Origin of the sequence: Rhodoferax sp. BLA1, from assembly GCF_013416775.1 — a bacterium.
Classification (GTDB): Bacteria; Pseudomonadota; Gammaproteobacteria; order Burkholderiales; family Burkholderiaceae_C; genus Rhodoferax.
The window spans coordinates 277,145-299,389 of record NZ_SZVI01000012.1 but is presented as its reverse complement, the minus strand read 5'-3'; the positions used below and the strand labels follow the sequence as shown (position 1 = coordinate 299,389).

The following is a 22,245-nucleotide window of genomic DNA, read 5'->3' as shown; positions in this document are numbered from 1 at the left end:
AGGTTGACTCACCGTGGCATCAGCACAAACACGCCCCAGCCGAGGTAGTCACGTGTGTAGGTGGCGTAACGCTCGGGTTCCGAGTTCAGCTGGGCGCGCACCTCGGGCGCAAACGCGTCGCCCGGGTTGGCCGCCAGCCAGCGGCGCATGGTGAGCCATTTGGCGGCCTCGTAGCGGTCCCAGCCGTCCTGGTCCGCCAGCACCATTTCAACCACGTCGTAACCCAGCTGGCCAAAAGATGCCACCAGTGCAGGCAGCGTGAGGAAGTCGTTGATGGCGTGGGCCAGGCAGCCTTTGGCTACCTCTTCTGTCGGAGGCAACTGGCGCCAGAACGGCTCACCAATCAGGATGATCCCGCCGGGGCGCAGGCTCTGCGTCAGCAGAGCGATGCTGCCCGCAACGCCGCCAGCAATCCAGGTGGCACCCACACAGGCGGCCACATCGACCTTCTGGTCAGAGACATAACCGGCGGCATCGCCGTGGATGAACTTGACCTGATGGGCCACGCCGAGTTCTTCTGCACGGTCTTGGGCTTGTTCGGTGAACAGCTGGCTCATGTCGACGCCTGTGCCGGTGATACCGTGGTCGCGCGCCCAGGTGCACAACATCTCGCCCGAGCCGCTGCCCAGGTCGAGCAGGCTGGCCCCCGGTGCCAGGCGCAATGCCGCGCCGAGGGTGGCGAGTTTGTCGGGGGTGATCGGGTTGTGGATGCGGTGCGCGCTTTCAGTGATGGTGAATATCCGTGGGATGTCCATGATGGAAAAATTCCTGAAGGATGTGAAGCGATGTGCTTGAGGCCTGTTTGATGTTGCCGAACCCCCTGGCGGGGTGGGCAGATGTGCCCCGTCGTCCCGCTGGCTGGATCAGGTGCGGGGGCTAGGGGGCCGCAATCACTATAGCGCGCGCCTCACAGAGGTACGGCAGGAATGGGGAGAAATTCTTAGGGGGTGGCGCGGGCGCAACAGCCCGGCAGGAGACACCTGCCACCGACTTCATATGAAAAAAGCGCCTATACCCCTTAAGAATCGAGGGTCAGGCGCTATCAATCGTGACATGCTGGTCAACCTGAGCCAGAGGCACGGCTCCCAACGAACCGCCCCCCAGCCCCGGCAGCATTTACTTGCCGCCGCGGATCTTCTTGAGCTCAGCCTGGGTTTCGTTCCACAGGTCCATGCCGATGTCGGCACCAATCGTGGCGTACACCTTGGTCAGCTTGTCGCGCATGCGGCCGGCTTCAACGGGAGACAGTTCGTTGATCTGCATGCCCTTGGCTTTGAGGTCACCCATGGCCTTGGCGGCTTCGTCGCGGGTGTCTTTGCGCTCGAAGTCACGGCTGGTCTTGGCAGCGTCCATCAGCACCTTTTGTTCGTCTTTGGAGAGCTGGTCCCACCACTTCTTGCTGGCGGTCACGATCCAGGGGCTGTAGACGTGGTTGGTCACCGTCATGTACTTCTGCACTTCGTAGAACTTGCTCGACAAAATGGTGTTGAACGGGTTTTCCTGGCCGTCGACCGTGTTGGTTTCGAGTGCGCTGAACAGTTCAGAAAATGCCAGCGGGATGGCGTTGGCACCCAGGGTCTGGAAGCTGCTCAGGAACACGTTGTTCTGCATCACACGCAGCTTGATGCCTTGCATGTCTTCCATCTTGGTGATGGCGCGTTTGCTGTTGGTCAGGTTACGGAAGCCGTTTTCCCAGTAGACCAGGCCCACCATGCCTTTGTCCTGTAGCTTGTTGCGTACCTTGTCACCAATCGGGCCATCCAGCAGGGTGTCGGCTTCTTTCACGTTGCCAATCAGAAACGGTGTGTCCCACAGCGCCATTTCTTTGCTGATGCCCACCAGCGTGGCGGTAGAGCCGACCATCATTTCCTGCGCGCCACCAATCAGCGCCTGTTGCATCTGGTTGTCCGGGCCGAGAGCGGCGGCGCCAATGGCTCGCACCTTCATCTTGCCACCTGAGAGTTTGGCCACTTCATCGGCAAACACCTTGGCGGCGCGGCCCTGGTTGCTTTGTTCGTTCAGACCATAACCAAAACGGATCAGGCGCGGCTTGATGTCTTGCGCCAGCGCGGAAAACGAGGCGCTGAGCACGGCCACACTGGCGGCGGCGATGAGGGTTCTGCGAAGGAATGTCATAAGAATCTCCTGTTGTTGAAATGGAACGCGTGAAAAGAGTTGGAAAAATGAACGTCAGCGCATCCAGGCGACGGGTGCGGTAACGATCTGCGGGAACGCAATAAACAGGGCCAGGATGCACAGGTAGGTGATCAAGAACGGGCTGATGCCCCGGATCACATGGTGCAGCGGTACCCGCCCCACGCTGGCCACCACGTTGAGCACCGTGCCCACGGGCGGGGTGATCAGCCCGATGGAGCCGTTCAGAATGAACATCAGGCCAAAGTAGACCGGGTCAATACCCGCCTTGACCGCAATCGGCAACATCACCGGGGCGAAGATCAGGATGGTGGGCGTCAGGTCGAGCGAGGTGCCAATCATCACCAGCACCAGCATCATCACCACCATCAGCAGTTTGGGGCTTTCCACCAGGGGCCCGAGCCATGCGGTCAACACATTGGGCAGGTCAGCCAGGGTCACCATGTAGCTGGCCACCTGGGCACCGGCACACAAGAACATCACGATGGCCGTGGTGCGAGAGGCACGCACCAGCACGTCGTAGATCTGCACCAGCTTCATTTCGCGGTGGATAAACAGCGACACTGCCAGCGAATAAAACGCCGCCACCACGGCGGCCTCGGTCGGGGTGAACAGGCCAGACTTCATGCCGCCAATGATGATGATGGGCATCAGCAGCGCCCAGAAGGCCTTAAGCGTGGCTTTGAGACGTGCCTTGATCGGAAGCGCCTCACCCTTGGGCAGGCTCAGGTCACGCAGCACCAGCTTCCACGCAAAGATCAGGCCCACACCCATGATCAGCCCCGGCACGATGCCCGAGAGGAACAGCAGCGAGATCGAGGTGTTGGTGGTCACGCCGTAAATGATGAACGGCATGCTGGGTGGAATGATCGGCGCAATGATGCCGCCCGCACCAATCAGCCCGGCCGAGGTGTGCAAGGGGTAACCTTGCTGGCGCATCATCGGCAGCAAAATGGTCGCCAGGGCAGCGGTGTCGGCCAGTGCCGAGCCGCTCATGCTGGCCATCAACACCGCAGCACCAATCGCCACAAACCCCAGGCCACCACGGATGTGACCAACCCAGGCCTGCGCCATGGTGATGATGCGCTGGCTGATGCCACCCGCATTCATCAGCTCCCCTGCCAGAATGAAGAACGGCACCGCCAGCAGCGGGAAGCTGTCCACCCCGGCCACCAGGTTTTGCGCCAGCAACTGGGTGTCCCAGAAGCCAAGCACGTAGGACATAGCGGCACCGGTCAGCGCCAGCGCCAACCCCATGTTCATGCCAATGCCCAGCAGCGACAACATGCCACCGATGAACACAAAAAAAGCCAGACCTTCGATTGACATGACGACTTACTCCTGCTCTGCGGTCACACCCAAAAACAAGGGCGTGCGCTTGATAAATTCGACCAAAGCCATCACGCAAATCGCGCTGGTACACAAAAAGGCGGGCAACGGCAACAACGCGGTGGGGTAACGCAGCACCACCGAATAACTGTCCAAGCCCACCACCACCTGCTGCCAGGCACCCCAGGCAATCAGGCCGCTCGAGGTCACCACCAGCAGGCGGATCATCAGCGTGGCGGCCAACAAAGCCCGAGGCTTGTCGCGCAGCAGACCAACCAGGCTGGTGAAGGTCATGTGTTCACCGGCCGGGTAGGCGGCGGTGGCGCCAATAAACACCATCCAGACAAACAGCAGCCGCGACAGCTCCTCACTGGCGGCCACACCGCTGCCAAAGCCGTAACGCAGCACCACATTGATAAAGACGGAGAGCGCCATCACCCCCAGGCAAATCGCCATCAGGGTGCTGGCCAGCCGCCGGAAGGTGCTGTCCTTGGGTGCGATGTGTGTGCTGTTGCTCATGTCAACTCCTTGTGAGTCATCCAGGCCGCGACTTCAGCCTGCAGTTGCGGCAGCGGTTTGGCCGCGTCCAGCGTCAACACACCGGGCTCACCGGTGGGCACTTCCAGCGTGGCAAACTGGCTGTCGACCAGCGTGGTCGAGAAAAAATGCGCGTCGCGTGAACCCACCCGCGCCTGAGCATCTTCGCGGCTGATCTGCAGAAAGGCAAACCGCAAGCCCGGCGAGGCCAAGCGCAGGCGGTCACGGTAGGCTTGTTTGAGCGCCGAGCAGGTCAGCACAATGCCACCCGGTTGCTGGCGCAGCTGCTCACCCAAACGGTCGAGCCAGCCCGCACGGTCTTCGTCGGTCAGGGCGATGCCTTGGCTCATCTTCTGGCGGCTCTCGGGGCTGTGGAAGTCGTCGCCCTCCACCAGTGGCAGCTGCAACACCTTGGCTACACCACTGCCCAGGCTGGACTTGCCACACCCGGCCACCCCCATAATCACAATTGAAATATTCATCATCGTTGTTTGGATAGCGCTATCCCAAAAAATCAAATAAAAAGGCGGCGTCGCTGCCGACTTGCCCCACCGTGCCTCTTGACAACAAGCGGCGAAGGAGCAATCTGGCTTGACTCCGACCTTCGGATAGCGCTATCCTAGTCCCGCTCACTTTGGTTGTACCCTAGTATTTACCCTATGTCCTCCACAAAAAAATCCAGCCCCCGATCTCGTGCCACCGGCCGTGTCACCCTGGCCGATGTGGCCCAACTGGCGCAGGTGAGCCCAATCACCGTGTCGCGCGCACTGCGGGGTGAGCGCGCGGTGGACGCGCTGCTGGTGGCTCGGGTGCAGGCGGCGGCCAAGGAGCTGGGTTATGTGCCCGACCCGGCCGCGCGCGCCCTGGCCTCGCGCCACAGCGCCCAGGTGGTGGTGCTGGTGCCGCTGCTCTCCAACGCCTTGTTCGTGGATGTGCTGGAGGCGGTGCAGCGCAGCCTGCGCCCGGCGGGTTACCAGATGCTGATGGGCGTGACCCATTACGACGCCAACGAAGAGGAACACCTGCTGCGCGAGCTGCTGCAGCACCGCCCGGCGGGCCTGCTGGTCACTGGGTTTGAGCGCAACGAAGCCACCCGTCAGATGATGGCGACCAGTGGGGTGCCCTGTGTGCACCTGATGGAGGTGTCCAACACCGAGGGCGTTTACAGCGTGGGCTTTTCACAAACCGACGCGGGTGCCGAGATGACCCGCCACCTGCTGGCACGTGGCAAACGCCGCATCGCTTTTGCGGGTGCCCAGCTCGACCCACGCACCCGCCAGCGGTTGGCGGGCTGGCGAACCGAGCTGCAGCAGGCCCAGCTGTATGACCCCAAGCTGGAGTGGCTCAACCCCGCGCCCTCTTCCATGGCCCTGGGTGGGGAGATGTTGACCCAGATCCTGCAGGCGCAGCCCGAGGTGGATGCCATCTTTTTCTGCAACGACGACTTGGCGCAAGGCGCCCTGCTGGCAGCTTTGCGCCTGGGGCTGGCGGTGCCAGAGCGGGTGGCGATTGCCGGGTTCAACGACCTGACCGGCAGCGACCAGATGTTGCCAGCGCTAACCACCGTGCACACGCCACGCAGCGAAATCGGCACAGCCGCGGCCAACATGTTGGTGGCGCTAATCAACCGCGAACCGGTGGCCGCACCTGGTGTCGATCTGGGTTACCGGCTGGTGGTGCGCGCCAGCACTTGACCCGTGGATATAGAGAAAATCGACCTCTAGCCCTGATAGATCAAGGGCCAGCAGCTATCAAAGACGTAACACTCAGGCCGAGCGTTTGAACAGCGCCAGCAGGGACCCGGCCAGCACAAACAGGCTGCCAAAGGTGCGGTTCATGGCACGGATGTGGGCCGGTTTTTTGAGCGCGCCCAGCACGCGCGAAGCCAGCGCGGTGTAACCTGCCATCACCACCATGTCGGTGAAGGCCAGGGTGGCGCCGATGATCAGGTACTGCGGCAACAAGGGCTCAGCGGTGCTGATGAACTGCGGCACCACCGCCAGCAAAAACACCGTACCCTTGGGGTTGACCACATTGATCATCCAGGCCTTGAGGATCAGCTTGCGCTGGCTCACCACCTCGTCGCTGTCGGACGCCGCCACCATGGGCCGCGCAGGTGCGCGCCACTGCTGGATGCCCAGCCACACCAGATAAGCCACACCCAGCCACTTGACCACCACAAACGCGGTGTGTGAGGTGGCCATCAGCGCACCCAGCCCTACACCCACAATCAGCAACTGCGTCCAGATGCCCAGCACCAAGCCAAATATCGTGACATAACCGTATTTGAAACCGTGGTTGAGCCCCGCGCTCATGGACGCAATGGCGCCCGGGCCGGGGGAGATGCTGATGGCCCAGGAGGCCGCGAAGAAGGTAAGCCAGGTTGAGAGTTCCATGGGTTGAGTCTAGCGGTTATGGCTTTGTTTGGCTTGGTCTGTCTCTGGTGCGCGCTCTGATGACACTGGGGCGAATGGCTCCGCGGCTGTCCTCCGCCCTGCGGGCTCCCCCTTTATGCCGCTGCGCCACTCACCCCAATGTCATCAGGGGCCAGCGGTATACCCCCATCCCTGCTTGGAGACAAACAGGCAAGCACATCTGCCACCACGCTATCGGTGACCATCAACGTAGGGACTCATGCAGCGGATTTCCATGCCATGCCACCACGCTGGCTGACTCAGGACGGCGTGGCATTCAGCGCAGCGGCATAAAGGGGGAGCCCGCAGGGCGGAGGACAGCCGCGGAGCTGAGTGCCGCGTCGTCCTGAGTCTTGTGGCGTACCACGAATGCAGTCTACTCAGCCACAAGAGAACACCAAAACAAATAGCAACAAGCCATCTAAACACAAGGACTAGAGCACAAAAAAGCCCCAACCAGGATACACCTGATTGGGGCACCAAAATCAAAACTCAACGTGTGAAAAATCAGCTTTGTGCGTTTTGCAAAGCGGCAATACGGTCTTCCAGCGGCGGGTGGGTCGAGAACAGCTGCCCGATGCCACCGGCGATCCCAAAGGCCGCCACACTCTTGGGCAACTCACCCGGCTGCAAACTGCCCAGGCGCGCCAGGGCGTTGATCATCGGCTGTTTGCGGCCCAGCAACTGGGCAGAACCCGCATCGGCGCGGAACTCGCGGTGGCGGCTGAACCAGGCCACCACAATGGCAGCAGCAAAACCCAGCACGATGTCGAGCACGATGGTGGTCACGTAATAACCAATGCCGGGGCCGGTGTTTTCCTGGTCACCCTTGCGCAGGAAGCTGTCCACCAGCGACCCCACCACCCGGCTCAGGAACACCACAAAAGTGTTCATCACCCCCTGGATCAGCGTCATGGTGACCATGTCGCCGTTGGCCACGTGGGCGATTTCGTGGCCAATCACCGCCTCGATTTCGTCGTGTGTCATGCCCTGCAGCAAGCCGGTGCTGACCGCCACCAGCGCCGAGTTCTTGAACGCGCCGGTGGCAAAAGCGTTGGGGGCACCTTCAAAAATGCCGACTTCGGGCATGCCGATACCGGCTTTCTCAGACAGCTTGCGCACGGTGTCCACAATCCAGGCTTCGTCGGCATTGGATGGCTGGTTGATCACCCGCACGCCCGAGGTCCACTTGGCCATGGGTTTGCTGATCAGCAACGAAATGATCGCGCCACCAAAACCCATCACCAGCGCAAAACCCAGCAAAGCACCCAGGTTCAGGCCGTTGCTGGTGAGGAATCGGTTCACCCCCAGCAGGCTGGCCACAATGCCCAGCACGGCCACCACCATGACGTTGGTGAGTACAAACAAAAGAATGCGTTTCATGGTTTCCTCTTGGTAAAAACAGTGTGTTGTGCGACCAATGTGCCGCGTGTTGGCGCGAATGGTAAGGGTGAAGCGCGCGAATTCAAGCCAATCGGCGGCCAAATCCACATGCGGTTTAGCTATTTGTGTGCTGCGCAGCGCGGCGCCCGGAACACCGAGGCATCTTCATAAAAACCAGGCACCTCGTTGCCCGGCCACCAGCCCGGCACACCGAGCACCGGCAGATGGGCAAAGGGTTTCTCAGCCAGCCTGTCTGCGCTCAGATCAGTTGCCAGCCAGGTATCCAGGCTTGCTATGTCGTCCGTAGCAGGACACACCCGGTAGACGTGGGCTGTAGCCGGTTTTCTTGGGACAACCAGTTTTTCCATCAAAGCGTGACCAAACAACCACAGGCTGGACTCATGCCACAGCGGGCGCAGTCTGCCAAACACCTGTGACCAGTCTTTGGCCACCAACGCGTTCCACAAAGCATCGGGCGCACGCAGCAGCGCCACGTTTTCGTCAAACAGCGTGAGGGCATCCCGCGCGGGGCCGCGTACCGGGGCAATGCCCAGGCGCTCGATCTGCGCCGCCTGCAACTGGTTCAGGCGGGTTTTGGTGCGGGGCAGGTGCAACCACATCAATCCGTTGAAAAAGTCGTGCAAACCCTCGCGGGTCGGGCATTGTCCGCTCTCAAAAATATACTGTTCGTAGGCTTTGCCTGCGGGCAGATCGGTTTGTGGCACAAAGTGCACGGGGGGACGACCGGGCGCGGGCCAGAGCTGTTGTGCAGCCGCATTGAGCGCCTCGGGCTGGGCCACACCGGCCAGCACCTGCTGCGTGATGGGCTCGCCACGCTGGCGCCAGGGCGCCAGCCAGGGTGCGGCCCAGTCGATGTCAGCAATCAAGCCGCTGGCGGTGCCGGGATGTACTGCACCGTTCTGGGTTTTTCGGGTGGGGCCAGCACAAACTGCTGGGGAAACTTTTTGAGTAATTTGGTGGCCGTCATGTTTTTGCCACGCAAGCGGGCGTCCAGCAAAGCCTTGGCCACAGCCGCCAGCGGCTGCGCCTGCCCGGTTTGCAAGGCAGGCACGGCCGCCAGAATGGCTGCCAGGTCCAACAGCGGCATGGCATGGGCCGCACCTTCAGCAGGTTGGGGCGCTGGTTTCTCGGGTGCAGGTGGTGGCACGGGCACCGGGCTGGTGGCTGGCTGCTCCTGCTGCGCTTTGGTGCGTGTGCTGGTTTTGGCCGCCACTTTTTTGGCAGGGGTTTTGGCCGCCGCTGGTTTGGGGCTGGCCGCCGGGCTGCTGGTTTTGGCGGCCGTTTTGCGCGCGGTCTTGCGGGCCGGCGCGGAGGGTGCGGTGCCCTGCTCCGGGCCGACCAGGATCACCCGGTCATAGGCGGGCAAAGCCTCGCGGCCCATCTTGCTGCGCTCGGAGACACAGACCACACGGATGCCTCGCTCACGCAGGCGCACCACCAGCGGCGTGAAGTCGGCATCCCCCGATCCGATCACGATCAGGCCGGGCGTGGGGCTCTGGCAGGCCAGCTCCATCGCGTCCACTGCCAGCGCCATGTCGGTGGTGTTTTTTGTCAAGGCCAAATTGACAAACGGGCGTACCGCCCAGGCACACAAGGTGTCGGCCAAGGCTTTGAGGTTCTCCGCGCTGCCGTAGGCACGGCGCACCGGCAAGGGGCCTTCCGTTTCCTGCAGCACACGAAAGGCCTCGTCCACCCAGGCGCCCGAATTGAGGTTGTCGGCGTCGATCAGGAACACATTCATGGCAACTCCTTGTGCAGGGGTAAATCTGGCGCGTGCGCTGTGACTCAGGCCACCAGCCGCCAGGCCAGCGCTTCACCACTGGCCAGGGGTTTGAGTTCGGCCTGGCCAAAGGCAAAACTGGCGGGCGGCGTCCAGCTGTCGCGCTTGAGCGTGATCTGGCCGCTGTTGCGCGGCAAGCCGTAGAAGTCGGCGCCAAAAAAGCTGGCAAAACCGTCGAGTTTGTCGAGTGCGTTTGCAGAATCAAAAGCCTGCGCATACAACTCCATCGCGGCGTGGGCGGTGTAACAGCCGGCACAACCGCTGGCGTGTTCTTTGAGGTGCACCGCGTGGGGTGCGCTGTCGGTGCCCAGGAAAAACTTCGGGTTGCCGCTGGTGGCTGCCGCCAGCAGGGCCAAACGATGGGTTTCACGCTTCAAGACCGGCAGGCAGTAATAGTGTGGCCGAATGCCGCCGGTGAAGATGGCATTGCGGTTGTAGAGCAGGTGGTGCGCGGTGAGGGTGGCGCCCAGAAAACGGTCGCTCTCCTGCACATACTGCGCGGCTTCGCGCGTGGTGATGTGCTCAAACACGATCTTGAGCTCGGGGAAGTCGCGGCGCAGCGGGATCAGCTGCTGGTCGATGAACACCGCCTCGCGGTCAAACAGGTCGATCTCGGGCGAGGTCACTTCGCCATGCACCAGCAGCAGCAGGCCCGCGCGTTGCATGGCATCCAGGGTTTTGTAGATCTTCTTGAGGTCGGTCACACCGGCGTCACTGTTAGTGGTGGCACCGGCTGGGTAGAGTTTGGCGGCGACCACACCAGCGTCTTTGGCGCGCTGGATTTCGTCGGCGGGCAGCTTGTCGGTGAGGTACAGCGTCATCAGCGGCTCAAAGGCCACACCCGGCGGCACGGCGGCCTGGATGCGCGCTTTGTAGGCCAGCGCGGCCTCGGTGGTGGTCACCGGCGGGCGCAGGTTGGGCATGATGATGGCGCGGCCAAACTGGGCGGCCGTGTGGGGCACCACGGTGGCCAGCGCGTCACCGTCGCGCACATGCAGGTGCCAGTCGTCGGGGCGGGTCAGGGTGAGGGTCTGGATGGGAGAGGATGTCATGGCGGGTATTGTCATCAAAGCTTGGGGGAGTCTGGCAGCGTCACACGCTGCAGTGCCAGCCGGATGCGGGCCAGGGTGTCGTTGACCGGGGCGTGGGTGGACACCTCCAGCCCGAGGCTGCGGGCAATGGCGTTGATGCGGGCCGCGTTGAGCGGGATGCCACCGGCATCAATCGCCGCAATCAGCGCCTGGGCCCGCTGCACATCGGTCAGGACCGGTGGGCTGCCCAGGCACGCGGCCTTGATCCGGCCCCAGAGCTTGGGCGCAGGCATTTACACCCCGACCAGGGCGCGATAAGCCTCGCGCGTGGACGATGCGACCGAGCGCAGCACCTGCGGGTACGGGCTTTTGTGCTGCGACAACAGGCGGGCGGATGCCACCATGCGCGAACGGCAAAACCAGTGGCAGGTGTGTTGCATCAGGAACAGCTCGGCCATCAGGGTGAAGGCCTTGTCCTTGTGGCTCTGGCCAGGCTGCGGGCTGGCCGCCTGGGTGATCGCGTGGGCGTGCAGGCTCAGCGCCTTGCGGGCGTCAAAGCTGTAACCCGGCAGCCATTTGGTGATGTAAGGCAGCGCAAACGGCAGCTTGCTGATGCGGGCCTGGGGTTCAGGCACTTTGGAGAACGACAACACAAAAGCATTGAACTGGTTGCACAGCTCGGTCTCGGCGGGCTCGAGCATGCTCCAGATGGCGGCCCGGCGCTGTGCATCGGGTTCACCCAGGGCGCGCAAATAACCCTGCAGCAGGCTCTCCATCAGCTTCTCGATCTGGAATTTGGCCAGGTAGGCGCCAAGCAGGGCAATACGCACCTGCTGGTCACGCTGGGTGAACGAATTCAGGCCAAAACCAATGATGAAGACCGAAATAAAAATATCCATAAAAAAATACGTTGCCCCTCGTTCTGTATGCGCTTGTTGCTATTTAATCAATAGTTTGCAAAGACCCTACCCAGCCAAGGGTGCCCATGCCAAAATAAACCATGCCCGAACCCATCACCCGTGCCCAAGACACCGTCTCGCTGGACAGCTCGCCCACCATGGCGATGACCACGCTGTACGGCGCGGCGGTTGGCCCGATTGGCAAGGATTATTACCTTCCCATCTTCAGCCGCTTTGAAGCCGCCGGTCAAGCCACCTTGTCGTGGAACCTGTCGGCCTGCCTGTACACCATCAACTGGATGATTTTCCGGCGCTTGTGGGGCCCGGCGCTGGTGTTTGCAGGGGCTTTGCTGGGCGGTGCGGTGCTGCTGGTGGCGCTGGGCCTGCTGGTGTTGGACTGGCCCCACGAGCTGATCTACCAGCTGTTGCTGACCTGCCTGGGGTTGGGCATGCTGGCCAGCGGGCTGTGGGGCAACGCCCTGCTCTACAACCACTGCCGCCAAGCCATGATGAGCGCGGTGGCCGACAACAAGACCCTTGTGCAGGCCTGCGCCCAGCTCAGCCAGCGGGCCAGCACCCGCCAGCGTTTTATCCGGCTGCTGCTGACCAACACCTTGCTGCTGACACTGGCGGGGCTGGCTTACCTGCGCTGGGTGGGGTGGGATGGCACCGACACCCCGCTGCCAGACAGCACTCCCGCGCCCGCCCTGGCGGCCAGTGCCGTTGAACCCGCTGCGCCTGCGGCCAGCCAGGTGGCATCGGCTGCGCTGGCGCCTGCGTCAGCGGCCTCGACACCGCTGGAGGTGTCTGCTCTGTCGGCGGCGTCCGCTGCCTCAGCGGCCAACACCACGCCAGCTTCGGCAGCGGTGTCTACCGCTGCTTCTGCCCCCCTGGCAATGCCCGCATCGGCCGCGGCTTCGGTGCCCACCGTGTTGCCGGCCACTTTCACCCAGCCCGCAGCCTCTGCCGCGCTGGTGGCCTCCGCCCCGCCCCAAGCTGCGGCTTCGGCGTTGGAACGCGCCGCCAGCGCGCCTCGGGGTCGCAGCGCTGCGCCAGCCTCGGTACACAGCTCGGCAGCACCCTCTGCGTCCAAACCGGCAGCACGCGCCGCCTCCAAACCGGTGGCCAAAGTTGCCAGCGCCAAAGCCCCCAAAACCACGGCCGCCAAGGCAAGCCAGGTCACCAAGGCAGCGCCGCCCACCAAAGGCCTCTACATCAACGCAGGCCTGTTTGCCAACCCGGACAACGCGCGTAATGCGCTGGCCAAATTACAAGCCGCTGGCTTGCCCGCCACAGCGCAGGAGATCGACACCAGCCAGGGGCCACGCACGCGGATTCGGGTCGGGCCCTACGTCAAACCGGCCCAGGCCGAGGCTGGCATTCAGAAAATCAAAGCCCTTGGTCTGGACGCGGCGCTTGTCAAACCCTGAGAGTGTGATTACATTGGCGCCCTCCCCCTTCGCCACAGGAAGCACCATGGCCTCTGTTTCATCTATTTCCCTCTCGGGCATGAATGCCGCCCAGACCCAGCTCAATGTGGCGGCGCACAACGTGGCCAAACTCAACACCGACGGGTTCACGCGGCAACAGGTGGCTCTGACCGAACAATCCGAAGGCGGTGTGTCGGCCAGTGTGGGTAAAGCGTCCCAGCCCGGTGCGGCGTTGGAGGAAGACGTGGTCTCGCAGCTGCAGGCCAAACACGCCTACCTGGCGAACCTGGCGGTGTTCAAGACCAGCAACAAAATGGCAGGCGCCCTGCTCGACCTCGACGCCTAAGCCAGCGCGCCATCAGCTGGCGGACAGCTCAGTCCCCGGCGGTGTGGCAAGCCACACATAACTTGTTGCCATCCGGATCACGAAAATAAGCCCCGTAATAGTTGGCGTGGTACTGCGGGCGCAGACCCGGCGCCCCCTCTGAACTTCCGCCATGCTGCAGCGCCACCGCGTAGGCTGCATCCACCATGGCTCGGCTGCTGGCCAGAAACGCCACCATCTGCCCGTTGCCCGGTGTATGGGGCTGCTGGTCAAACGGCTTGCCCAGCAAAAACAGCGGCCTCGGGTCGGGCTGCGACTGCCAACCGGCCCAAGGCCGATCAGCCTCAACAAACTGCGCCTGCACCCCCAGCACCTCCATCAGCGGCTGGTAGAAGGCCAAAGCAGACTCGAAATGGTTGGTGCCAACAAAGATGTGAGAGAACATGGTGTGCGCCAACTCCAGCCGATCAGCTCAGCCGTGGTGCGGCGTAAGAACGGCTATTGTCATCCCCAAGCCGGAACACCGAAATGGCGTGCACCAGTTGTTGCGCCTGCTCTTTGAGCGACTCCACCGAGGCGGCGCTTTCCTCCACCAGGGCGGCGTTTTGCTGGGTGGCTTCGTCCATCTGGGCCACGGCTTGGCCCACCTGTTGCACACCCAGGCTTTGCTCGCTGCTGGCCGATGAAATCTCGCCAATCAGGTCGCTGACGCGGCGGATCGCGTCGACCAGTTCACCCATGGTTGCGCCGGTTTTGTTGACCACGGTGGCGCCTTCGGCCACGTTGTGGGTGCTGGTGTCGATCAGGCCCTTGATCTCTTTGGCGGCCTCGGCACTGCGGTGTGCCAGTGAACGCACTTCAGAGGCCACCACCGCAAAACCACGGCCCTGTTCACCAGCGCGGGCGGCCTCCACCGCCGCGTTCAGGGCCAGGATGTTGGTCTGGAACGCAATGCTGTCGATCACACCAATGATGTTGGCGATTTTGTCGCTGCTGTCGTTGATGCCTTTCATGGTCTGGATCACCTGGGCCACCATGTCACCGGCTTGGCTCGCCACAGCCGAGGCCTTGCCTGCGAGCTGGTGCGCGGTCTGCGCACTGTCGGCATTTTGTGAGGCGCTGGAGCCCAGCTGTTCCATCGAGGACGAGGTTTCCTCCAGTGCTGCCGCCTGGCGCTCGGTGCGCGCCGACAGGTCGTTGGTGCCTGAGGAAATTTCGTGGGTAGCCTGAGACACCGTCTGGGCCGAGTGGCGCACCGACTTGAAGGTGTCCGAGAGACCCAGGCGCATTTTTTCAAGCTGGGCCATCAGGCTGCTCTGATCCGCAGCGCTGACCTCCACCCGCGTGGCCAGATCTCCCCCTGACACCCGGGCTACCGCGTCCACCGCATCGGCCGGGTCACCGCCGAGCTGCTTCTGCACCGAGCGAATCACCGCAACACCAAAACCGATGCCCATCACAATCGCCAGCGCCATGATGCCCATGATGATGTTGGCAGTGCGGTCCACCGCTGCGGCAACTCGTTCGGTAGCGTCTTTGGAATAACTTTCCTGCTTTTTACCGGCCTCGATCAGCAGGTTGCGCACCTCCACATGCAGCGGGTCGGTGGCGGCTTTGAGCTCTTCCATGGCGCCATCGGCATTGCCCGCGTCAGCGGCTGCGTAGAGTTTTTGCACCGAGCCTTTGTACTGCGCCCACTTGTCGGCCAGCTTGTCACCCAGCGCATGCAACTCGTCGGTGGGGGCCTCCTTGCGCAGGAACTCGATGGCACCCAGCACGTCTTTTTCGGAACTGCCATTGAGCCCGGTGGTTTCCTCACGCGACTTCGGGTCGGTTTTCAGGATGTAGGGGTACATGCGCCGAAAGTGCACTGCCGCCTGCCGGCCAGCATCCACCACCTTGCGCAGCGGCACCACGGTTTCGGTGTACATCAGGCGTTGCTCGTCGCTGAGCTGCTTCATCTGCACAATGCCCAGGGCACTGGCCAGCACCAGGGCCAACAGAAAAAAGGACACCAGGCCGTAGAGTTTCTGCGACAGGCGCAAGTGGTGGAAAAAATGCATTGGGACACACTCCTGATAAGTTGAAAAACACCTGGCGACCTGATGGCGCGTCTGGATTGTTGGGGGTGCGGCAAATTGATGCAATGCCGCCCTCGCCACACCACCGTTCACCCGACAAGTGGCGTGGTGGTGCACTGCCGGCTGAGAGAATCACTACCATCCCAGTAGCACCCGGACCAATTGATACAAGGGTTGGAGGCCAAAAAGGCTTGCACTCACTTGACTGAGCTTGCTCGGGCGTTAGGCCGCAGGGCCGCGTATTGTCGTCTGATTGCTGCCAGCCTCCTGACGACTGGTGTGTGGCATACCCATCTTGATCCACATCAAAAAGTTACCGGTCTTATAGCTGCATCGCTAGAATTTCTTGCCCCCACAAACACAAGTCGCTCGAGCGACACCGACTGGCACTTGCCACGCTGCGCACCCATCGGCCTCCCCCTCGTTGGTTTTTTTGCCGTTGTTATTCCTCTGAAGATCTGGAGAGTCAAGCCTGCCCGTTTGTTCAACCTGTCCCACCAAGGAGCGTCATCATGGCCAAGAAGGCACTGTGTATCGGCATCAACAACTACCCCGGCACCCACATGGACCTGCAGGGCTGTGTCAACGACGCCAACGACTGGGCAGACTGTTTGGGCGCACGCGGCTTTGGGGTCAGCAAACTGCTCGACGATCAAGCCACCAAGGCGGCCATGGTGGCGGCCTTGAGCAACCTGATCAGCAAGGCCAGCAAAAACGACAGCCTGGTGATCACCTTCTCGGGCCATGGCAGCTACCAGCCCGACACCGATGGTGACGAGGCCGACGGGCTCGATGAAGCCCTGTGCCCGTATGACCTGCAGACCAAGGGCGCGGCCTTGACCGACGACGAAATCAAAACCCTGTTTGCCGCGCGCAAGCCCGGTGTTCGCCTGGTCTTGATTGCCGACAGCTGCCACTCCGGTACCGTGACCCGTGCCGCCAAGGCGGAGCCCGGTGCCGACACCCGGCCACGCTTCATGCCGATGGGCAACTGGTTGCCGGCCAAAGATTTGCCCAAAAACCGCGCGGGCAAACTGGCAGCCACTGTGCTGGCACCGGCGGGCGCCTCCCCGCTGCTGGGGGCTTATTCACGGCTGCTGGGTGACTTGCTTTTGTCGGGCTGCAAAGAAGGCCCCAACAACTTCAGTTATGACGCGCACATCCAGGGCCGCTACAACGGGGCCTTCACCTACTACGCGCTCAAAGCCCTCAAAACGCTCAAACCAGAAGCCAGCTACGCCGACTGGCACAAAGCCATCCTCAAATACCTGCCCTCGGCCAGTTACCCGCAGTCGCCCCAAATTGTGGGCAGTGACACAGCCCGGAAAAGCAAGGTTTTTGCGTAAGTTCCCGCGCCGGTGTCGCGCGTGCGGCACCGGTTGTGTTCCATCTGGCAGGAGCGTCCCATGGCAGAGCAGCTGTACAAGATCCGCGGCACCCTGAGTGACACCCGCGCGCCACGTTTCGGGGGGATGGCACCCAGCCACCGGCTGATCCCCGGTGCCGCACGTGACGGGGCTGGTGACCAGATCGAGGTGGCGGGCAACACCGTGGTGCGGGTCGAGCTGGACAACGGTTTTGTCCTCTGGAGCCGGGTGGATGACCTGGCACAGGAATATGGCGCCTTGCCCAGCCGCGACGCCGGTGCCGCCTGGGAGTTCTCGCGACTGACACCACGCACCAGCAGCGCAGGTGAACGTGGACTGCTGGGCCTGGCGATCCGGGTGCTGGATTTTTTTGGCCTGGACCTGGCGGAAAAATCCGCCCGCAAACTGGGCCAACACTTTGAGCAAAAGCTGCTGGGTGAGCACCCGCCCGGCCTGTACCAGCTGGACCTCAGTAGTGATCTGACACTGCGCAGCCTGCCCGACACCAGCCCCATCCCGTCCAACCAGGGCCCGCTGCTGGTGTTTTTACATGGCACGGCCTCCAGCACAGCGGGCAGTTTTGGCAAGCTGTGGGAACCGGGCGCCACCGAAGCAGCGCGTCTGCGCCAATCCTTGGCACCGGTGTATGGTGAGCGGGTGTTGGCGCTGGAGCACCGCAGCCTGACCGAGAGCCCGATCCAGAACGCGCTGGCCCTGGTCAAACGCCTGCCCAGCGGCGCCGAGTTGCATCTGGTGAGCCATTCACGCGGCGGCCTGGTGGGTGAGCTGCTGGCCCTCTCTGGCTGCCCCAAACTGGACCAACTGCTGACCCCTGACAAGGTGCAACAGCTGTTTGCAGCCGACCGCAGCATCGCCCCCCAACTCGGGCTCTCGCCGCTGTCCGACACCGAGGCCCGGGCGCGTGATGCCGACTACAACGCCGACCGCCAGCACCTGCTGGAGCTGGTGGCGCTGCTGGCCCAGAAACAAATGCGCGTCACCCGTTTTGCCCGTGTGGCCTGCCCAGCGCGTGGCACCACCCTGGCCTCGGGGCGGTTGGACCGCTGGCTCTCGGTGCTGGACTACCTGGTCAACGCGGCCACCGGCAACGGTCTGTTTGGTGACAGCCTGGATTTCCTGCTGGCCGTGGTGAAGGAGCGCACCGACCCACGCACCCTGCCCGGCATCGAGGCCATGGTGCCCGGCTCAGCGCTGACCCGGCTTCTCAACGGCGTGCCCGAACTGGCCACCAGTGCCGACCTGAGTGTGATCGCCGGTGACATCGAGCCCGGTGACGGCCTGTGGAACACCCTCAAGGTGCTGGCCAACGACTGGTTCTACAAAAACGCGCACGACCTGGTGGTGGACACGGCGTCCATGGGGGGCGGCCTGGCGCGCTTGGCGCCGGGTGCACGTTTCCGCCAGGACAGCGGCCCCAAGGTCAACCACTTCCGTTATTTCAGCAACGAGGCCAGCATCCGCTGGCTGGGCGCGGCGCTGGGCCGCAGCGACGCCGACAGCGGTGGTTTTTTACCTCTCACCGCCCCACCACCCGCCGCCCCGCGCTGCCAGGCCGCCGCAACACGCAGCCGCAGCAGCCCCAACAAGCCGCGCCCGATCGTGGTGCTGCTGCCCGGCACCATGGGCAGTCAGCTGCGCGTGCAGGACGACACCGTGTGGCTGGACTACTGGGCGCTGCTCAAAGGTGGCCTGAAACGCCTGGCCATGGACCGGCCTGGCATCAGCCCGGTGGGGCTGGTCGACGACTTTTATGGCCCGCTGGTCGAGTTTCTGGCACGCAGCCACCAGGTGGAGCTGTTCCCCTACGACTGGCGCCACTCGGTGCGCCAGGCCGCTGCCCGCCTGGCCAGCACGCTGGAGCCGCTGGTGGCCCAGGCCGAACGCAGTGGCCAGCCGCTGCGCCTGGTGGCCCATTCGATGGGGGGTCTGGTGGTGCGCGCCATGATCGCGGACGGCGGCGTGGGCAGCGCGCTGTGGCAGCGCATCACCCGCCTGCCCGGCGCACGGTTTCTGATGCTGGGCACCCCCAACCTGGGCTCGTACGAGGCGGTGCGCTGGCTGACCGGTTTTAACCCGACCCAGACCAAGCTCACGCTGCTCGACATCACCCAGAACACCGACCAGATCATTGGCCTGGTGGCGCGTTACCCGGGCCTGCTGGAGCTGTTGCCCTTTGCCCCGAACGACCCCGACTTTGCCGACACCAGCCGCTGGGACAAGCTGCGCCAGGCCATTCGCGCCAGCTGGGCCACCGCGCCCGCCGCCGCACTGCAAGAGGCTGCCACCACCTGGCAGTTGCTGCGCAGTGCACCGCCCGCCCCACAACACATGGTGTACGTGGCTGGCTGCCAGCCCAGCACGGTGATCGACTACCAGCTCAGTCCGGGCCCGTCCTGGTGGCGGCCCGACCAGAAGCGCCTGCAGTTCATTGCCACCCACGAGGGCGATGGCACGGTGAGCTGGCAGTCGGGCTGCCTGCCCGGTGTGCCCACCTGGTATGCCGAAGACACCGCGCACGATGCCTTGTGTGCCCAGCCCCGGGCCTTCCCAGGTTACCTGGACCTGCTGGTCAACGGCCAGACCCGGCTGCTGCCCAGCACACCGCCAGCGCGCTCGCGTGGCGCAGCGGGTGAAGAGCGTTTTGTGTTGCCCGACACACCGCCAGTGGACGGTATACCCACGCCGGGTGACATCAGCAGCCTGGGCTGGTCTGGCCAGGCGCTGGCGCCCCAAGCTGCGTCGGAGGCGGCGCTGCCCCCCATCGAGATCGCCATCCGCCACGGCAACCTGGCCTACGCGCGCCACCCGGTGCTGGTGGGCCACTACCAGGGCGACACCGTGGTCAGCGCCGAAGCAGTGCTGGACCGCCAGCTGGGTGGTGCGCTGACGCGTCGGCTCGATCTGGGCATTTACCCCGGCCCACTGGGCAGCAACACGGTGTTCCTCAACGATTCGGCCAGCGCCAAACCGGCCGGGGCGGTGGTGGTGGGGCTGGGCCAGGTGGGGGCCTTGAGCCCAGGTCTGCTGGAAGATTCGGTGCGCGCCGCACTGCTGGACTTTGCGCTGGATGTGGCGCACTGGCCCGACCCACGCTTTGGTGAGGGCGGGCGGCCACGCTCGGCGGCAGTGACCTGCCTGCTGGTGGGCACCGGTTCGGGCGGGCTGCCGGTGGCCGATGCGCTGGAGGCGATCCTGCGCGCTGCGGTCTGCGCCAACCGGCGCCTGGCCGATCAGGGCCTGGACAACCGGGTGCTGATCGACCGGCTGGAGTTTCTGGAGCTGTTTGAGGACATTGCGATTGCCGCTACCGACGCCCTGGGCCGCCTGGTGGACAACGAGGCGCTGGCCGGTGCCGTGCGCTGGGAGGCCAAGGCGGTGGAAACCGGGCAAGGCGGGCACCGGCGCGTGCGTTTTGTGGCCTCACCCGAGTGGTACCAGCGCCTGGAGATCACCGAGGACACCGGGCGCCTGCGTTTTGTGTTCCCGACCGACCGCGCCCGCGCCGAAGAAACCCTGGCCACCGGGCAGCTGGCACTGGCGCAGAGTTTTGTGCAGATCGCCAGCCAGAGCACCGGGCAAAACTCGGAAGCCTCCAAAACCCTGTTTGAGATGCTGCTGCCGCTGCGCCTGCGCGAAATGGCGCTCCAACAGGGCAACCTGGTGGTGCTGGTGGACGCGCAAACCGCGCCCTACCCCTGGGAACTGCTCGAAAACCGCTGGGCCACCGGTGAGCGCCCGCCTGCGGTGGCGGCGGGTTTTATCCGCCAGTTCCGCACCAGCACCTTTCGCCAACGGCCGGTACACGGCCTGAGCAACACCGCGCTGGTGATTGGCAACCCCGACCTGGGCGGCTCGGCCGACTTTGCCGACCTGCCCGGCGCGCGCGAGGAAACCCAGCAAGTGGCCCAACAACTGGGTAACAACGGCTATGAGGTGCTCGACTGTGTGGACCAGAGCAGCACATCAATTCTGGAGGCGCTGCACAAAAACAGCTGGCGCATCCTGCATCTGGCCGGTCATGGGGTGCACCAGTACCGGCGCCCGGGTTCAGCTGTGGGTGTCGAGCCGATCTCGGGCATGGTGATGGGGGCAGACACCTTCCTGACCCCGGGCGACATCGCCCAGCTGCGCTTTGTGCCCGAGCTGGTGTTTGTCAACTGCTGCCACCTGGGGCGGGTGGACGGCCCGCGCCCGCTGGACCGGCTTGGGCTGGCGGCGAATCTGGGTGAGGAACTGATCCGCATGGGGGTGCGCGCCGTGGTTGCCGCAGGCTGGGCGGTGGACGACCGCGCCGGGCAGGTGTTTGCCGCCAGTTTCTACCAGGGCATGTTGTCCGGTGATGCGTTTGGTGAAGCCGTGCGCCGCGCGCGTGAAGAGGTCTGGACACGTTGCCCCGATGTCAACACCTGGGGCGCCTACCAGTGTTATGGCGACCCGGACTTCCGGCTGCACCGTGACGGCAGCACCACACAAACCGTCTGGCCCGACTTCGGCACACCGCATGAGCTGGTGGTGGACCTCAACAACCTGAGCGCCGACCTGTGCGCCGGTGGCCACACCAGCCATGGCAGCGAACGCATCGCCAGCCGCCTGGCCCGCGTGCCACAAGCCCAGGCCGAGCAGTGGTTACAACGCGCCGATGTCTGCGCAGCGCTGGGCCTGGCCTGGGGTGAATTGCGCGAGTGGCAGCAGGCGCTGGACTGGCTCGACAAAGCCCTGGCCGCCGAGCGTGGCGACTGCCCAATGCGGGTGCTGGAGCAACATGCCAACTTCCGGGTGCGCCTGGCGCAACACAGCTGGCGCGCGGCGCGCCGCCTGAGCCCGGCCAAACGCGAGCTGGTGCGGCAACAGGCGGTGCACAACATCGACACCGCGGTGGCCGACCTGCAGCTGCTGTGCCAACGCAGCCCCAGCTCTGAGCGGCTGAACCTGCTGGGCAGCGCCCACAAACGCCTGGCCGTGTTACAAACCGATGCCTCGCAACAGCTGGCCGCCTTGCGCCAGATGGCGCTGCACTACCAGCAGTCGCTGCTGCGCCACAGCGATGCCTATGCCTTCACCAACTGGCTGGCCGCCACCCTGCTCATCGCTCAACGTGACACCGCGCCCAAGCTCGACACGGCGGGCATCACCGCCCAGCTGGCGCAACAGCGCAGTGCACTGAGCCAGCGCCTGGCCGACAACCCCAACTTCTGGGACGCCGCCAGCCTGGCCGACCTGAGCCTGAGCCAGCTGCTGTTACAAGCAGCCAACCAGCCACGCCGCCGCGCCAAAGTGCCTGCCGGTACGCAAGCTGCACCGGTGCTGGCGGCCTACCGGGCTGCGATTGGCCGGGCCAGCAGCCCGCGTGAACTGGCCGCGTTGACCGACAACCTCGACTTTTTGCTGAGCCTGTGGTCAGCAGCTGACAAACCCACGCGCCACCTGCTGGAACAGCTGCTAGAGAGCCTGACGTGAGCCGACACGTTCTGCC

General features: G+C 63.7%; 19 protein-coding genes. 5 read left to right on the top strand and 14 right to left on the bottom strand.

Annotated features, from left to right (window positions below; genetic code table 11):
- Positions 1-8: 8 nt before the first annotated feature.
- The 5 genes from FDG13_RS14165 to FDG13_RS14145 all read right to left on the bottom strand — a co-directional run bounded on the left by FDG13_RS14165 (position 9) and on the right by FDG13_RS14145 (position 4,502).
- On the bottom strand, positions 9-755 hold the full coding sequence (locus FDG13_RS14165; RefSeq protein ID WP_180129057.1) for a cyclopropane-fatty-acyl-phospholipid synthase family protein: 747 nt from the start codon (positions 753-755) through the stop codon (positions 9-11).
- A 361-nt stretch (positions 756-1,116) separates the two neighbouring features.
- Complete coding sequence (locus FDG13_RS14160; RefSeq protein WP_180129056.1) at positions 1,117-2,136, bottom strand: TRAP transporter substrate-binding protein; 1,020 nt, start codon at positions 2,134-2,136, stop codon at positions 1,117-1,119.
- Positions 2,137-2,190: 54 nt separating this feature from the next.
- Positions 2,191-3,483: a TRAP transporter large permease gene (locus FDG13_RS14155; RefSeq protein WP_218942732.1), complete on the bottom strand. Its 1,293-nt coding sequence runs from the start codon at positions 3,481-3,483 to the stop codon at positions 2,191-2,193.
- A 6-nt stretch (positions 3,484-3,489) separates the two neighbouring features.
- A complete protein-coding gene (locus FDG13_RS14150; protein WP_180129055.1) occupies positions 3,490-4,002 on the bottom strand; it encodes a TRAP transporter small permease in 513 nt (170 codons plus the stop codon).
- On the bottom strand, positions 3,999-4,502 hold the full coding sequence (locus FDG13_RS14145; RefSeq protein WP_255435261.1) for a gluconokinase: 504 nt from the start codon (positions 4,500-4,502) through the stop codon (positions 3,999-4,001). Before FDG13_RS14145 ends, FDG13_RS14150 begins: the two co-directional genes overlap by 4 nt.
- A gap of 177 nt (positions 4,503-4,679) precedes the next feature.
- On the opposite strand from FDG13_RS14145, the gene FDG13_RS14140 reads away from it, so the two are divergent.
- Positions 4,680-5,714: a LacI family DNA-binding transcriptional regulator gene (locus FDG13_RS14140; protein ID WP_180129054.1), complete on the top strand. Its 1,035-nt coding sequence runs from the start codon at positions 4,680-4,682 to the stop codon at positions 5,712-5,714.
- Between the two features lie 72 nt (positions 5,715-5,786).
- Here FDG13_RS14140 and rhtB read toward each other — a convergent pair whose 3' ends face one another.
- From rhtB to FDG13_RS14105, 7 genes are all read right to left on the bottom strand, one after another.
- Positions 5,787-6,416 carry a homoserine/homoserine lactone efflux protein gene (gene rhtB, locus FDG13_RS14135; protein WP_078364423.1) on the bottom strand — a complete coding sequence of 210 codons (630 nt, stop codon included), beginning with the start codon at positions 6,414-6,416 and terminating at the stop codon, positions 5,787-5,789.
- A gap of 525 nt (positions 6,417-6,941) precedes the next feature.
- Positions 6,942-7,817: a protease HtpX gene (htpX, locus tag FDG13_RS14130; RefSeq protein WP_180129053.1), complete on the bottom strand. Its 876-nt coding sequence runs from the start codon at positions 7,815-7,817 to the stop codon at positions 6,942-6,944.
- 119 nt (positions 7,818-7,936) lie between these two features.
- A complete protein-coding gene (locus FDG13_RS14125; protein ID WP_218942731.1) occupies positions 7,937-8,704 on the bottom strand; it encodes a DUF3025 domain-containing protein in 768 nt (255 codons plus the stop codon).
- Positions 8,701-9,579 (bottom strand): NYN domain-containing protein, encoded by an 879-nt coding sequence (locus tag FDG13_RS14120; protein ID WP_180129052.1) that lies wholly within the window; start codon positions 9,577-9,579, stop codon positions 8,701-8,703. The genes FDG13_RS14125 and FDG13_RS14120 overlap by 4 nt, the downstream gene beginning before the upstream one ends.
- A gap of 44 nt (positions 9,580-9,623) precedes the next feature.
- Positions 9,624-10,670 (bottom strand): dihydroorotase, encoded by a 1,047-nt coding sequence (pyrC, locus tag FDG13_RS14115; protein ID WP_180129051.1) that lies wholly within the window; start codon positions 10,668-10,670, stop codon positions 9,624-9,626.
- Positions 10,671-10,684: 14 nt separating this feature from the next.
- Entirely contained in the window at positions 10,685-10,942 is a 258-nt protein-coding gene (locus FDG13_RS14110; protein WP_255435260.1) for a hypothetical protein, read from the bottom strand.
- Positions 10,943-11,548: a hypothetical protein gene (locus FDG13_RS14105; protein WP_180129050.1), complete on the bottom strand. Its 606-nt coding sequence runs from the start codon at positions 11,546-11,548 to the stop codon at positions 10,943-10,945.
- 101 nt (positions 11,549-11,649) lie between these two features.
- Between FDG13_RS14105 and FDG13_RS14100 the strand changes: the two genes are divergently transcribed.
- Positions 11,650-12,978 (top strand): SPOR domain-containing protein, encoded by a 1,329-nt coding sequence (locus FDG13_RS14100; RefSeq protein WP_180129049.1) that lies wholly within the window; start codon positions 11,650-11,652, stop codon positions 12,976-12,978.
- A gap of 46 nt (positions 12,979-13,024) precedes the next feature.
- Positions 13,025-13,324: a flagellar basal body protein gene (locus FDG13_RS14095; protein WP_180129048.1), complete on the top strand. Its 300-nt coding sequence runs from the start codon at positions 13,025-13,027 to the stop codon at positions 13,322-13,324.
- A 28-nt stretch (positions 13,325-13,352) separates the two neighbouring features.
- Here the strand turns inward: FDG13_RS14095 and FDG13_RS14090 are convergent, their stop codons facing one another.
- Together FDG13_RS14090 and FDG13_RS14085 are read right to left on the bottom strand one after the other, a co-directional pair.
- Positions 13,353-13,748, bottom strand: a complete 396-nt coding sequence (locus FDG13_RS14090; protein WP_180129047.1) for a VOC family protein — start codon at positions 13,746-13,748, stop codon at positions 13,353-13,355.
- A 22-nt stretch (positions 13,749-13,770) separates the two neighbouring features.
- Positions 13,771-15,366 carry a methyl-accepting chemotaxis protein gene (locus tag FDG13_RS14085; RefSeq protein ID WP_180129046.1) on the bottom strand — a complete coding sequence of 532 codons (1,596 nt, stop codon included), beginning with the start codon at positions 15,364-15,366 and terminating at the stop codon, positions 13,771-13,773.
- Between the two features lie 530 nt (positions 15,367-15,896).
- Here FDG13_RS14085 and FDG13_RS14080 point away from each other — a divergent pair.
- Both FDG13_RS14080 and FDG13_RS14075 read left to right on the top strand, forming a co-directional pair.
- A complete protein-coding gene (locus FDG13_RS14080; protein ID WP_180129045.1) occupies positions 15,897-16,730 on the top strand; it encodes a caspase family protein in 834 nt (277 codons plus the stop codon).
- Positions 16,731-16,790: 60 nt separating this feature from the next.
- Positions 16,791-22,229, top strand: coding sequence for a CHAT domain-containing protein (locus FDG13_RS14075; RefSeq protein ID WP_180129044.1), 5,439 nt, complete (start codon positions 16,791-16,793; stop codon positions 22,227-22,229).
- The last annotated feature ends 16 nt before the right edge of the window (positions 22,230-22,245 follow it).

Coding starts and splice junctions, on each gene's coding strand:
- FDG13_RS14165 (WP_180129057.1), bottom strand. CDS start 755: ATGGACATCCCACGGATATTCACCATCACTGAAAGCGCGCACCGCATC.
- FDG13_RS14075 (WP_180129044.1), top strand. CDS start 16,791: ATGGCAGAGCAGCTGTACAAGATCCGCGGCACCCTGAGTGACACCCGC.
- FDG13_RS14110 (WP_255435260.1), bottom strand. CDS start 10,942: ATGCCTGCGCCCAAGCTCTGGGGCCGGATCAAGGCCGCGTGCCTGGGC.
- FDG13_RS14155 (WP_218942732.1), bottom strand. CDS start 3,483: ATGTCAATCGAAGGTCTGGCTTTTTTTGTGTTCATCGGTGGCATGTTG.
- htpX (WP_180129053.1), bottom strand. CDS start 7,817: ATGAAACGCATTCTTTTGTTTGTACTCACCAACGTCATGGTGGTGGCC.
- FDG13_RS14090 (WP_180129047.1), bottom strand. CDS start 13,748: ATGTTCTCTCACATCTTTGTTGGCACCAACCATTTCGAGTCTGCTTTG.
- FDG13_RS14080 (WP_180129045.1), top strand. CDS start 15,897: ATGGCCAAGAAGGCACTGTGTATCGGCATCAACAACTACCCCGGCACC.
- FDG13_RS14120 (WP_180129052.1), bottom strand. CDS start 9,579: ATGAATGTGTTCCTGATCGACGCCGACAACCTCAATTCGGGCGCCTGG.
- FDG13_RS14085 (WP_180129046.1), bottom strand. CDS start 15,366: ATGCATTTTTTCCACCACTTGCGCCTGTCGCAGAAACTCTACGGCCTG.
- FDG13_RS14095 (WP_180129048.1), top strand. CDS start 13,025: ATGGCCTCTGTTTCATCTATTTCCCTCTCGGGCATGAATGCCGCCCAG.
- FDG13_RS14140 (WP_180129054.1), top strand. CDS start 4,680: ATGTCCTCCACAAAAAAATCCAGCCCCCGATCTCGTGCCACCGGCCGT.
- FDG13_RS14160 (WP_180129056.1), bottom strand. CDS start 2,136: ATGACATTCCTTCGCAGAACCCTCATCGCCGCCGCCAGTGTGGCCGTG.
- FDG13_RS14100 (WP_180129049.1), top strand. CDS start 11,650: ATGCCCGAACCCATCACCCGTGCCCAAGACACCGTCTCGCTGGACAGC.
- FDG13_RS14150 (WP_180129055.1), bottom strand. CDS start 4,002: ATGAGCAACAGCACACACATCGCACCCAAGGACAGCACCTTCCGGCGG.
- FDG13_RS14145 (WP_255435261.1), bottom strand. CDS start 4,502: ATGAATATTTCAATTGTGATTATGGGGGTGGCCGGGTGTGGCAAGTCC.
- pyrC (WP_180129051.1), bottom strand. CDS start 10,670: ATGACATCCTCTCCCATCCAGACCCTCACCCTGACCCGCCCCGACGAC.
- FDG13_RS14105 (WP_180129050.1), bottom strand. CDS start 11,548: ATGGATATTTTTATTTCGGTCTTCATCATTGGTTTTGGCCTGAATTCG.
- rhtB (WP_078364423.1), bottom strand. CDS start 6,416: ATGGAACTCTCAACCTGGCTTACCTTCTTCGCGGCCTCCTGGGCCATC.